This is a genomic window from Oceanobacillus sp. E9, assembly GCF_001741975.1.
Taxonomy (GTDB): domain Bacteria; phylum Bacillota; class Bacilli; order Bacillales; family Amphibacillaceae; genus Oceanobacillus; species Oceanobacillus kimchii.
The window spans coordinates 592,303-605,307 of the sequence record NZ_LSNA01000007.1 but is presented as its reverse complement, the minus strand read 5'-3'; the positions used below and the strand labels follow the sequence as shown (position 1 = coordinate 605,307).

16 protein-coding genes are annotated in these 13,005 nt (G+C 34.9%); 2 read left to right on the top strand and 14 right to left on the bottom strand.

Annotated features, from left to right (window positions below; translation table 11 throughout):
* Positions 1 to 24: 24 nt before the first annotated feature.
* From coaD to AQ616_RS12555, 7 genes are all read right to left on the bottom strand, one after another.
* Entirely contained in the window at positions 25 to 510 is a 486-nt protein-coding gene (gene coaD / locus AQ616_RS12585; RefSeq protein ID WP_017796569.1) for a pantetheine-phosphate adenylyltransferase, read from the bottom strand.
* A 2-nt stretch (positions 511 to 512) separates the two neighbouring features.
* Complete coding sequence (gene rsmD / locus AQ616_RS12580; RefSeq protein ID WP_017796568.1) at positions 513 to 1,079, bottom strand: 16S rRNA (guanine(966)-N(2))-methyltransferase RsmD; 567 nt, start codon at positions 1,077 to 1,079, stop codon at positions 513 to 515.
* 332 nt (positions 1,080 to 1,411) lie between these two features.
* Positions 1,412 to 1,687, bottom strand: a complete 276-nt coding sequence (locus tag AQ616_RS12575) for a YlbG family protein (protein WP_017796567.1) — start codon at positions 1,685 to 1,687, stop codon at positions 1,412 to 1,414.
* A gap of 81 nt (positions 1,688 to 1,768) precedes the next feature.
* Complete coding sequence (locus AQ616_RS12570) at positions 1,769 to 2,206, bottom strand: YlbF/YmcA family competence regulator (RefSeq protein WP_017796566.1); 438 nt, start codon at positions 2,204 to 2,206, stop codon at positions 1,769 to 1,771.
* Positions 2,207 to 2,266: 60 nt separating this feature from the next.
* Positions 2,267 to 2,500 carry a YlbE-like family protein gene (locus AQ616_RS12565; protein WP_017796565.1) on the bottom strand — a complete coding sequence of 78 codons (234 nt, stop codon included), beginning with the start codon at positions 2,498 to 2,500 and terminating at the stop codon, positions 2,267 to 2,269.
* 12 nt (positions 2,501 to 2,512) lie between these two features.
* Positions 2,513 to 2,905, bottom strand: coding sequence for a YlbD family protein (ylbD, locus tag AQ616_RS12560; protein ID WP_017796564.1), 393 nt, complete (start codon positions 2,903 to 2,905; stop codon positions 2,513 to 2,515).
* A gap of 226 nt (positions 2,906 to 3,131) precedes the next feature.
* Positions 3,132 to 4,199, bottom strand: coding sequence for a CAP domain-containing protein (locus AQ616_RS12555; RefSeq protein WP_017796563.1), 1,068 nt, complete (start codon positions 4,197 to 4,199; stop codon positions 3,132 to 3,134).
* Between the two features lie 185 nt (positions 4,200 to 4,384).
* Here AQ616_RS12555 and AQ616_RS12550 point away from each other — a divergent pair, with 185 nt between their 5' ends.
* Positions 4,385 to 4,750, top strand: coding sequence for a YugN family protein (locus AQ616_RS12550; protein ID WP_017796562.1), 366 nt, complete (start codon positions 4,385 to 4,387; stop codon positions 4,748 to 4,750).
* A 125-nt stretch (positions 4,751 to 4,875) separates the two neighbouring features.
* On the opposite strand, the gene AQ616_RS12545 is transcribed toward AQ616_RS12550, so the two are convergent.
* The 7 genes from AQ616_RS12545 to cyoE all read right to left on the bottom strand — a co-directional run bounded on the left by AQ616_RS12545 (position 4,876) and on the right by cyoE (position 11,416).
* Positions 4,876 to 5,331, bottom strand: coding sequence for a DUF420 domain-containing protein (locus AQ616_RS12545; protein ID WP_017796561.1), 456 nt, complete (start codon positions 5,329 to 5,331; stop codon positions 4,876 to 4,878).
* A gap of 33 nt (positions 5,332 to 5,364) precedes the next feature.
* A complete protein-coding gene (ctaG, locus tag AQ616_RS12540) occupies positions 5,365 to 6,264 on the bottom strand; it encodes a cytochrome c oxidase assembly factor CtaG (protein WP_017796560.1) in 900 nt (299 codons plus the stop codon).
* Positions 6,265 to 6,510: 246 nt separating this feature from the next.
* On the bottom strand, positions 6,511 to 6,831 hold the full coding sequence (gene ctaF, locus AQ616_RS12535) for a cytochrome c oxidase subunit IVB (RefSeq protein WP_017796559.1): 321 nt from the start codon (positions 6,829 to 6,831) through the stop codon (positions 6,511 to 6,513).
* A 3-nt stretch (positions 6,832 to 6,834) separates the two neighbouring features.
* A complete protein-coding gene (locus AQ616_RS12530; RefSeq protein ID WP_017796558.1) occupies positions 6,835 to 7,461 on the bottom strand; it encodes a cytochrome (ubi)quinol oxidase subunit III in 627 nt (208 codons plus the stop codon).
* Position 7,462: 1 nt separating this feature from the next.
* Positions 7,463 to 9,316, bottom strand: a complete 1,854-nt coding sequence (ctaD, locus tag AQ616_RS12525; protein WP_017796557.1) for a cytochrome c oxidase subunit I — start codon at positions 9,314 to 9,316, stop codon at positions 7,463 to 7,465.
* Between the two features lie 37 nt (positions 9,317 to 9,353).
* The gene (gene coxB, locus AQ616_RS12520) at positions 9,354 to 10,406 is read right to left on the bottom strand and encodes a cytochrome c oxidase subunit II (protein ID WP_017796556.1); all 1,053 of its coding nucleotides are present in this window, start codon (positions 10,404 to 10,406) and stop codon (positions 9,354 to 9,356) included.
* A gap of 65 nt (positions 10,407 to 10,471) precedes the next feature.
* Entirely contained in the window at positions 10,472 to 11,416 is a 945-nt protein-coding gene (cyoE, locus tag AQ616_RS12515) for a heme o synthase (RefSeq protein WP_017796555.1), read from the bottom strand.
* A gap of 472 nt (positions 11,417 to 11,888) precedes the next feature.
* On the opposite strand from cyoE, the gene AQ616_RS12510 reads away from it, so the two are divergent.
* The gene (locus tag AQ616_RS12510; protein ID WP_069685928.1) at positions 11,889 to 12,833 is read left to right on the top strand and encodes a COX15/CtaA family protein; all 945 of its coding nucleotides are present in this window, start codon (positions 11,889 to 11,891) and stop codon (positions 12,831 to 12,833) included.
* Positions 12,834 to 13,005: the final 172 nt, after the last annotated feature.

The window sequence follows — 13,005 nt, the reverse complement described above, 5'->3', positions numbered from 1 at the left end:
GTTAAAGTTCAACTCGTCATTCACTTATAAATAATTAAATTTTGATTTTAATGCTTTTTCTACCGGCTCAGGTACTAAACCACTTATATTTCCGTCATATTTAGCTATTTCTTTCACCATACTTGAACTCAAAAAAGAATATTGATTATTCGTCATCATGAACAATGTTTCAATATCTTCATTTAATTTTCTGTTCATAGAAGTAATTTGCATCTCATACTCGAAATCACTTACTGCCCTTAATCCACGAATAACCGCATGTGCTTTCTTCTCTCTAGCATAATCCATTAATAATCGACTAGACGAATCAACTGTTACATTCGGAATATGTTTGCTTGACTCCTTTAATAACTCGATGCGTTCTTCAACTGAAAATAACGGAGATTTTGATTGATTATTAAAAACGGTTACAATTACTTCCTCAAATACATTTGCTCCCCTTTGGATGATATCTAAATGTCCATTCGTTATCGGATCAAAACTTCCTGGACATATTGCTAACTTTCCCATAGTTACGCTCCTTCACGATTAACTTTATAAATGGTGATATTAATTAGTCCACCATAGTTTTCTTGTTTTATTGCTTGGAATGGGCCATATTCGGTAGGAAGATCCTGCGAATCTTCATGTTCACAATAGACAATTGCATCATCCGCTAATAGGTGATTATCGACAAGTTCATTCATTAGTTCCAGGTAATCTATCTTCCCATACGGTGGATCAAGTAAAACAAGATTAAATAATAGTTCTCTCTTTGCTGCTGCTTTGAGTGCTCGAAAAGCATCTGTTCTAAATACTTCTGCTCTATCTTCAAGCTTTAATTGCCTTAAATTTTCTCTAATAGTATGTATGGACTTCGGATGTTTATCAACAAAAATGGCCTGATCCATACCTCGACTTAGTGCTTCTATTCCTAAACCGCCACTTCCGGCAAACAAGTCCAACACTCGTCCATCAGAAAAAAAAGGACCGATCACTTGAAAAATAGCTTCTTTAACTTTGTCAGTTGTCGGTCTCGTATGTTGACCAGGTACTGGCTTTAATTGTCTTCCTTTATGTATTCCTGCAATTACTCGCATACTTTCACCTCATTAGTTGCCACTATCAGACATTATCCTACCATAAATAATATCAATAATAAAATCATTTTCATAAGTAATGTATATTATTCGTTTCGATGTCCATAATATCATAATGATTCAACTAAACATTGTTTGGTTGATGTAAAACGGAAGAAGACTTACACTTCCCCATAAGTTCTTCCTCCGGTTTCTCCTCTCCCTTTGCCTTTTTGTTTTTCATATGAAAAACAGAGGGACCTGCAGAGTTATCTCTGCAGGTTTTTTATTATCTATATTCAATTTCTTCTTACAAACTAAGCACTAAAGCTTGAGTGGATAATTCAAAATCATTAAATACCCATTTTATAATCATATTGCTTTGCCTTATCTGGTTTCGCATTTTCATAGTCTGTTCGGACAAATGGTTTTTGAGATCGTTCCACTTTAGACACGAAAGGGTAATTTATTATTTTTATTTCTACATCATCCAATTCGTCCTGATTCACATAAATCACAGCATATCGCTTTGTTTTAGAAGCATATATAACATTACCGTGCTTTCTTAATTGTTTTATGTTTTTCATATGCTGAAACCAGACAACGATTCCTTGTCTGTTCACTCTCATTCATCTATCCCCTTTGAATAGTTATATGTATGGACTGGGGAAAACTTCTCTTTAAAGAAGCTTTCTCCAATCCTTATATGTCTAGGAGGCACAGCCACAAGCACCACCGCTACCACAGCCACAGCCACTATCTGTCAGTGCTGCACCGTCTCTCGGAGCTTTCACTTGTTCGCTGACACTATTTGCAACAAAACTACTAATTTCATCTAGAAGCTTTTGCAGATTTCTTTCTGCAATTTTGAATGCAGCTACTTTATCATTCATATCCATTTCCCTTTTTGTTGATCGTACTTTTTTCATGATGTCATAGTAATCGGGATGATATCTTCCAAAACGCTGCACATCATCGTAATGCTCTTTCATTGCAGAGAATTCTCTAATCAACTTCTGTGCCTCATCATCCGTTTCCATGATGGAACGAGTAGTTTGGTAATCCTGCATGATATCCGATTGTAAAATCATCTTTCCTAATCTTTCGGATTCGTCCAGAATATTGACATACTCCATCGTAGCTATCATTCATTACACCTCCACTTTTAATACTACCATTTTATTGATGTAATGAAAATAGAATGACTTCTAATCCTTCATCGCTTTCGCCATCTCCGCTAACATCCTTGCCATTTGAATTTGTCCACTTATCGTGTTTACTTGCTGTGGAAATGTTTTCCCGTAAAATTTTTTTGCTTCTTTTTTCATTTTATCTATATTTGCTGGATCTCTCATTAAATACCGATACCACATCGGATTATATCGAATAAACTCTGCTAATTTAGGATTATCTTTTAAATACTTTTGTACAGATGGGTCCATTTTTCATCACCTCTAGTCTTTAATCCAGTGGAAAGGATCTTTTGGACTTTCTTTGGGACCCGTGCTTTTAAATTGTGATACCATTTCTTGAACACTACCGACCGCTTTACTTAATTGATCAATTTGTCCTTGTAATTTATCTACATCAATTTTTTGAGTATATTTCATCAATTGGCTAATTAAATCTTTCTCTTCATTTTCATTAGTAGATTTATGCTGGCTATGATTATCGGTGGTATCTGCTTCTGTAAATTCATTCCAATAAGGATCACTTTCTCCTAACAAGGCCCATTTCTCATAATACTCTTGCCAAGAACGACCGCTTTTCCTAATTTCTCTTACGATCTTCGGATGTTTATTAACAAAGTCTTTAAACTCTTGTACACTTGGATCTAGATTACCCATTTTGATCACCTCACTTACCCATTCATTCATACTATAACCTATGCCTAGTTCACTGATATGTGTCTATTTGTTCTCGCAATGGATATCAAAAAAATGAAGAAAATTTCCAACAAAAAATCGAATGATACGTTGGAATTATTATCCAATGTACCATTCGATTTCAAAGACAACGTTATTCTAAAAAGTTTTTTCAATAAATTAGGGATACACTTCTTAAAAGAACTATTTATAAAGCTTTACCTAAAAAATTTTGTGTATAGTAAAAGCGATAAACTCCTACTCCCAAATGATTATAATCATCACTTAACAAAGCTTCACGATGCCCTTCACTATTTAACCAACCTTCCATTGCAGATGCTGCATCTGGATACTGAGCTGCTATATTTTCACCTGCAGATACATAAAGTACTTCACCAGCTTCTAACCTTTCTTTTAGTCCATCTCCATTTAAACTAATATGAGAAAAATAATTATTATCATGCATATCTTTACTATGTTCGTATGCGACTTCACTTACGTTCTCATCCCATTCTAAGTGACTTTTTTCATGTACATGTCGAATGACATTCGAAATATCAAACACCTGCTGTTCCATGCCTTTCTGCACTGTATTCCATTGTTCGTCTGTTAATTCTGGTTGTTCTGGTAGATTTCCTCGATACTCAATTTCATATGGCCGATGTAATAATAAGGTGTTCGCAGTTAATATTCGAACAGATGACAGAGAGGAAGTAAATGTATCAAAATAAAATTGTACAAATACAGAATCATCCACTTTTACTAATGGTCGTGTCTTCATGTCTTCTTCCGTTAGTCGGAAAGTGTATGAAGACAACCCTTCATTATAACTAATTTCATTATTAAAATTGAACGTATCGTTAACTTCCTCATATGTTGTCCCAGATTGTACAGGTTCAATCTGTAAATCATCACCTGTAGCATAAACCGATATTATTTCCTCTTCTTCGACACCAAATTGAATATATTGACTCTCTGAGCCATTATATACGAGCCATTCATAGCCATACGCACTTTTGTCGACTCGGTTTGGTTCACCCAAATCTTCTTTTAGTTTGTTTTCTGATTCTCCTATCCATTGAAAGATATCCCCTTCTAATTCAATCAATGGAGATTCCTCTGGTTGTACTTTCGATTGGAGAACATGACTACTTTCTTTTACAACATTGGTTACATCTGTAATCACTTCTTCTTGAGAGTTATCAATTTGTTCTATTACAACAAAAATGACTAATGCTAAGATAGTAATAGCTAAAAATCCACGAATCACACGCATAACTGATTCTCCCATCTATATACAATTACTACATTCTATGTAAAAATTTACTATATATTCTCTTTACCCTATTATTTATAATAGTATACCTTTATTTTTTATCCGTCTATCGGTTTTTCGTTGCATCTGAAGCGTTTTCGTATTATGCTTAAAAAAGTAGAACTAATATATGAGGTGAAAAATAGATGAAACTAGAAAACACTGGTATCGAAAATACGGTCATTGATATTCAATCTTTAGACCATATTACAGCAAAACATGCATTTATTCGTGCTGGTCAGTGGGACTATGAGCGCGCAACGTATGATTACAAAATTGGTTCGAATGAAAAGAATGTTACATATTACATTCGTATTATGGCTCACTCTAAAGAGGGCGATGTTGATAAAAGAAGTGCAGTAGTCACATTACTTCCACCGCTAATCGGAAAACATTATTACCCTCATGGAGTAGAATATGGTGATGGCGAAGACTTCCCAGAATCTATCGTAGAGAGAGCAAACACCTTATTGAAAAAAGTTTCAGAAGAGCTTCAATACTACAAAAAATAAGTATAAAAAATTCCGAACAAACAAAAATGAACATATAAAAACCGAGCTATTATTCAAGTGAGACTCAAATGAATAGCTCGGTTTTTATTTTTATCTAGATTATTCTCACTAGTATAATTTTCATTTTAAAATCCAAATATAGCTTTAATCATACTTGTAGTTTCACCTGGATCGTACATAACATATAAGAATATATACACCATTACCCCAGTAATCGCTGTAAAGAACCAAATAATACTTGTAACAGGTCCAATTTTTTGGTGTTTATTAATATTCCGCTTTAATGCTAAAATTAATGTTACTATCCCAAACACAGCACCAGTGGTTGCTAAAATTATATGAAAAACAAGGAAAATAGTAAAGTACGTTTTTACTTCATCTGGACCACCAAAACTTGTGTTTCCAATGAAGACTGTTCTTGATACATAGATGATAAAAAATAATAATGCACTGACTGCAGCAGCTAACATTACCTTTTTGTGTGCACTTGCTTTTCCTTTCACAATAAGTATCCAACCTATTGCAACTAAAACAGCACTGAGTATGATAAAAAATGTACTAATTGTTGGTAATAACGGCATCTCTTAGATCCTCCAATAATAAAATAAGATTTGTTACGTTTTTGAAGATGATGGCAAAGGATCAATGGTATTACTTTCACCTTTAAACCAAGAAAATATAATTGTTCCTAATAAAATTCCATAAGTAATTTCTTGCATGATTTTCATGATAATACCACCTAATTGCTGATCATAAACTGTACTTAATGAAATAAAAGTTTCTGGACCAGACAATTGAGGAGCAAGGCCTTGTAAAACATCTTGTGGAACACAAAGGCTCAATGCTTGTAACCATGCTCCACCTTGCGAATAAGTTGCATATAGAGGTTCAGATGCAAATATTATCAATACGCATGCTGGAGTAATCAAAACACTATTTGCAAAAATATACCCGATCTTTAACAATGGCTGAAGCCTGTCCAATTCTTTAATTGGGGCTAGTAATGGAATCCATACAATAAAAGCCGAAATTAATAATACAATCGAAATAAGCGTATGTATACCAGGTGATGACTTTGCAAAGTTAAAAACTACCGGAATATGATAAATAGAAAATAACCCATTAAACAATAATAGTGAAATTAATGGTTTTGTTAAAACCTTCAATACAGGTGCAACTACAGGTGTAGCCATCAGTTTTTTCCAGATCCACTCAGGTATGCCTTTAATCAAAAGCATCGGGAAAACAAGTAAATATATAGCCATTTGTATCATATGAGCAGTTAGAGCTATATGTGAAAGCAAATCAATAGGAGCACCTTTTACAAGATATAATAACAGTAATGATATATAAAACATTATCTGTTGTTTTGCAGTTGGTTTATCATTATCCCCAAATTTACTTCGCAATGGACCTGTAATGAGATAATAAGCAATACCAAGTAATAAAACAAATATTAAAAAGTATGGGCTCCATAGCGCACGAAAACCAAAAATTTGAATATCTAACCACATACGATATCACTCCATTTATGTACCACTTTTCTTATTATAACTTAATTTATAATAGATTTCTCCTACTGCATGTGACGATTTTAAAACAAATAAATACAAAGCGAAACTTTATTTAGTGAGGATTATAGTTAAACAGATCGGACAGTATATCCCCACTTTACTATTTTATTTACTCCCATCGTCTAGAAGCGGGATAAAACATAAAAAGGCCGGGAAATGACTTCATCCCGACCTTTTTTAAATATGTTACCACCAAGTGATAACGGTAAAAGTTAAAATAACTAACATTGTAACGAATATTCCACCATAAATGATTTGTGATGGAACTTCATGTCCCTTATCTTTCATATGCATGAAATAAAAGAATTGAAATGCAATTTGTACCACTGCCAATATGAGAAGTAGTGGAATTACAAACATCTTGTCGATTTCCATCATTACTGCAAAAAATGCAATTAGAGTAAAGAAAATCATCAATGCAAATGTAACGATTTGTTTTTTCATTTCTTCTTTATTTTTAGCTTTTTGGAACGAATTAATTTTTCTGGTACTCATATTATCCGTCATAAATTAACTCACCATCCCCATTAAATAAACAACTGTAAAAATAAATACCCAAACAACGTCAATGAAGTGCCAATATAATGCAAATGTATTATATTTAGGTGCATTATAAAGATTCAATCCGCGTTTTGCATTTCGAACCATTAATGTAATAATCCAAGAAAGTCCGAAAACTACGTGACCTCCGTGAAACCCAACAAGGGCATAAAACGCAGATCCAAATGCTGAAGAACGGAATGTAAATCCATAATCATGAATATAGTGTGCAAACTCATAGATCTCAAATCCTAAGAAAGCAAGACCTAAAACTGCTGTAATCCCCATCCATAATTGCATCTTCTTAAAGTCGTTATTTTTCATATGGTATATAGCATATACACTTGTTAAGGAGCTCGTTAATAGTAATACTGTCATTAAGAAGACTAACTCAAGACCATATAAATCATGCGTAGAAGGTCCTCCAGCAGTAGAGTCTTTTAATGCAAGATAAGTTCCGAATAAACAAGCAAATAAGACGGTCTCTCCACCTAAGAATATCCACAAGCCAAGAAACTTATGCTTCCCTTCCATCGTTGCTTTTGATGGGTCTTGTGTTAAATTCTTCGGATCAATGGAATGATCATGATGACTCATATTAATCATCCTCCCTTTCTACTTCTTCTTTAGGGATATGATAACCGTGATCGTCTCTTAAAGAACGAATTAGCATACAGCCCAACCCGATTGCCATACCTACATAAACAGCGATCAACCAAGCTTTATGATCAACTTGATAAATAAACCCGTAGGATGCAATAAAGAAACCGATTGTCATAATAAGTGGGAGAATAGATCCGTTTGGCATGTGAATTTCATCCACAGGCTCAGCAGGAGTCATCTTATTATTCCCTTCCATTTTCTCAATCCAAAGAGGATCTAAACCACGAACGAGTGGCATTTGCTTAAAGTTAAAATGGATAGGTGGTGAAGCTGTTGCCCATTCTAATGTTCGACCAGAACCCCAAGCATCAGCAGGAGCTTTCTCACCTTTTTTCCATGTGTAGAATATATTTACAACAAATACCAATACCCCAAATGTCATAAAGAAAGCACCAATTGTACTAATTAAATTTCCAGTATCCAATCCTTGGTCTTCTAAAAATACCCAGTAACGACGAGGCATTCCCATTAAACCTAAGAAATGTTGGATAAAGAATGTTAAATGGAAACCAATAAAGAATGTCCAGAACGCTAATTTACCCATTCCTTCATGTAAGTAACGACCGAACATTTTTGGCCACCAGTAATGCATTGCTGCAAGTAAAGCAAATACTACCCCACCGACAATAACATAGTGGAAGTGACCAACTACGAAATAACTATCATGATACTGATAGTCTGCTACAGAAGAAGCAAGCATAACACCAGTCATTCCACCGATTGTAAATGAAGGTATAAACGCAAGTGTCCATAACATAGCTGAATTAATGGTAATACTTCCACCCCATAGCGTGAATAGCCAGTTAAATATCTTTATACCGGTTGGAACAGCGATTGCCATTGTTGCAACTGCAAAGATCGAGTTAGCAACGGGACCAAGTCCTACAGTAAACATATGGTGAGCCCATACCATAAATCCTAAGAAAGCGATTAAAAATGTAGCAAATACCATTGCTGTATATCCAAATAAACGCTTTTTTGCAAAAGTAGGTAGTATTTCACTAAATACACCAAAGGCAGGTAGTATTAGGATATATACCTCAGGGTGTCCAAATATCCAGAATAAATGCTGCCAGATAATGGAGTTACCACCAAGTGCAACATCAAAAAATGCTGTACCAAACATACGGTCAAACATCATTAAAAATAATCCAACTGTTAAAGCTGGGAATGCAAATAATACTAATATACTTGTTACAAATGTCGTCCAAGTAAATAATGGCATACGCATGTATGTCATACCTGGTGCACGCATAAGTACAATTGTAACGATGAAGTTAATACCACTCATTAATGTACCTGCACCGGATAGCTGTAATCCCATTACATAGAAATCTATCCCGTGCCCAGGTGATTGTAAAGAAAGCGGTGCGTAGTTTGTCCACCCTGCATCTGGAGCACCGGTGAACCAACTTAAATTCAACATAATTCCTCCGAAGAAGAATAGCCAAAAACCTAAAGAGTTCAAGAATGGGAACGCTACATCGCGAGCCCCGATTTGTAATGGCATAATATAGTTCATTAATCCAAAGAGTAACGGCGTTGCCGCAAAGAATATCATGGTTGTACCATGCATAGTAATCATTTCATTATACAATCCAGCACTAATGAAATCATTTTGTGGTGATATTAACTGAATTCGTATGATAAGCGCTTCTAGTCCACCTAACAGGAAGAAAAATGCCCCTGCCGCGAGATACAAAATACCGATTTTCTTATGATCAACGGTAGTAAGCCAATCCCATAAAGTAGCACCAAAACCACTCTTTTGAGCACTGTTAACACTCAATGCTTATACCTCCCTTTCATGTCTTCCATCCCAAGTCTTAATTTCCAGCACTTTCAGGAGTAATCTCTGAAGGCTGTAATTGTAATAAGTATTCTGCAATGCTTTCAGCTTCGTCTTCACTAAGAGCTGGATATTGATCGGTCATTTTATTCCCAGGTTTAACGGATTCAGGGTCTGTTAACCATTCAACAAGATGTTCTTTTGTAGGTTCTAAAATACCTGCAATAGTTGAACGATCTCCAAAATTCGTTAGGTTAGGCCCTATTGCCGCTGGGGAAGAACCAATAGCATGACAGTTCATGCAATTATTTGCTTCAAAAAGTTCTTGACCTTCTTGAGCTACAGAATCTTCAGGTACTTCCTCTGGATCTACACTTTGCATATCCGCTATCCACTGTTCATACTCTTCCGGACTTACTGCAATTACTTTAAAGTCCATTAAAGAGTGGGAAGGGCCACAAAGTTCTGCACATTTACCCCAATAAACGCCCTCTTCATGTGCTTCTATAAACATGGTGTTTACGTTTTCAGGGTTAACATCCATTTTTCCAGAGATAGATGGAATCCAGAAGGAATGCGTAACATCAGAGGATAACATGTTTAAATACACACGCTCTCCAGTAGGAATGTATAAGTCCTGACTTGTTACTACTTCTTCTCCTGCATAGTTAAAATGCCACCAATATTGATTTCCTGTTACTTCAATATTAACATGTTCATCTGCATTGGAATCATCTGCTAAATCAAACGTCCCCATCACTGTAGGAACCGCAATAACTAATACGAGTATGATTGGGATAATAGTCCAAATTGCTTCTAGTTTATGATTTCCTTCTACTTGTTCAGGAATATAGTCTTCCTGTCCCTTTTTCTTACGGAAACGAACTAGTGTAATAACATAGATTGCCATTACAACAGCAAAAACACCAATCATGATAAAAGTTGTTAGCAAGATTAAATCCATTGCACGATCTGCCCCATATCCTTTCGGTTCAAGTGCAGTTAGATTCTCTCTTCCACACCCAGCCATCAACAGTGCGATGGCTGAGATCAGGAAGAAAACTTTCGATTTTCCCATCCAACCTTTCATGTAAGAATACCTCTCTTTCTTCTTGTTGTTTCCTTTTATATGTTTTTTTAAGGAATAACATAACATTAGTTAAATATAGGTAACTTAACGATAATCATTAACGGAAATAATATAATTAAATAATTCAGCGAGAAGATAAATATTGTATTTGCCCATTTCTTATCTTCATCAACAAATAGTCCGGTAAAGGCTATTGCCAACCATCCAAGATTTAAGAGCGTTGCAATTACTGCAAATGTAATACCCATCGTAGGTAATAAAAAGAATGGTAATGGAAGCAAACAAGCTATATAGACAATGATCTGTCTTTTTGTAACTGCCATTCCCCTTACTACTGGTAGCATTGGTATTCCAGCCGCTTCATATTCATCTCGTTTCTTCATTGCTAGTGCTAAGAAGTGTGGTGTTTGCCATATGAACATAATTAAGAACATAACAAATGGTACCACATGGAAAGAAGGACTAATTGCAGCCCAGCCAATTAATGGGGGCATCGCACCTGAAAGGCTCCCTATGACAGTATTTAACGTATACCGTCTTTTTGACCACATTGTGTATAAAACGACATAGCCAAACCATCCAATAAAAGCAAATAATGTCGCATACCATGTTGTAAACATTAACAATCCTAGCCCAATTGCTGTTGTTACTAGACCAATCGTAAGAACCGTTTTTAGAGAAAAGAATCCGGTTACTGTTGGTCTATTTTTCGTTCTCGACATTTTCGGGTCGATATCGACATCGTACCAATTATTAACGATACAGCCTCCTGCAATTACTAATGCACTACCTATAATTGTAAGGAGAAATGTGCCCCAATTACTTATAAAGGAGGAACTCGTAAACGATATAGCTAATAAAAAACCTGCTATCGTTGTAATTAGGTTTGAGTTTACAATCCCAATTTTTATTAATGCCTTCACCTCTGAAATAAACATGGTTACCTTTTGTTTATTAGAGATAGAGGTATTACCTATTAACTCAGAATAGGTCATTTCTACTTTATTCATTTCATTGTATCCCCCCTTCACGTTCAGTAAGAAGACATAATAATAACCAGAATAAGAATTTATTTTTTATTCTATCCTATTCTGCTTACATTTTCATTGTATCACGTATAATCCGTACAATCTAATGAACTTCCATGTAATATTTTACAACATATTGAACATTAATATGTGACAAAAATGTGAAACAATCCGAACATACTCGTTATTATGTACCATCCGTCAAAAATTGTCTATGTTATGTTATGGCATGATTTCAAACATGCTATTCCTTACTCTATTTCTAGCAAACAAATTTAAAATATGCAAGTCTTTTTTGAAAACGCTAATGTAAACACTCCGTAATCATGATAGTATTAGAATTGTCTGTCCAATGAAAGTGTTCATATTTTGTTCATAACTATTTCATTGCAATCGCTATCTCTTTACGATTATCATGTTTATAGATAGACAAATATAAAGCGAGGCTACTTCTATGACAAAAAAATTAAAAATTCTATCCGTTATATCCACGATCTGTATGATTCCGCTGTTACTAGGTGGTGCTCTGGTAACCAAAACCGGCTCTGCTGATGGTTGTGGAAATAGTTGGCCACTATGCGAAGGGCAATTTCTACCGACTGAGATTTCATTTGAGATGTTTATAGAATTAAGTCATCGAGGAGTGACTGGAATTGTTGGGTTATTAATTGTTTATTTAACTTACCTAGTATGGAAAGAACTTCGTCATAATAATGAGGTCGTGTTTTTAGCATTTTCCGCTCTCTCTTTAATGATTCTTCAAGCCTTAATTGGTGCAGCAGCTGTAGTATGGGGACAATCAGACTTTGCCTTAGCCACTCATTTTGGAATATCATTAGTTTGTTTTGCAGCAGTCTTTTTATTAATGCTTCAGTTATTCGAAATAGATAAGAAATTACATACAGAAGATATACATATTAAGAAAAATCACAGAATTGAAATTTATGCAATCTCTATTTATACAATGTGTGTTGTGTACTCTGGAGCATTAGTAAGACATACAGATTCGAATTTAGCATGTCGTGACTGGCCACTGTGTGTCAATAATAGTTCATTCGGAATCTCTGATTACAACTTTTATCAATGGGTACAAATGGGGCACCGTCTAGCGGCTGGATTACTTTTCATATGGACCATCATCCTAACGGTACGTATGGTGAAACACTATAAAAATAGTAAAGTATTCTATTGGAGTTGGTGGATTACTTTAGGACTGATAACTTTACAAGTCCTATTCGGTGCACTAATTATCTTTACATCGCTTAACCTAATGGTGGCATTATTTCATGCATTATTTATTACTTGCTATTTCGGAATGTTATCATTTTTTATGCATCTTTCATTCCGAACAAAACGTAGGAAAAAAAAACAAATTAGTCGTACTAAAACATTCAAATAGCACCTATTTTATATAAAAAGGTTGAAGTGAAAAACTGTTTCACTTCAACCTTTTTTTGAAGATAAGAAAATATAAAGATTTGGTATTACAATCTTTCATAGACAGAAACGGCTACGTCTAACTCTAGCGCCCAGAAACTAGGGCGATTTCACGAAATCGTCCAACGATAAAG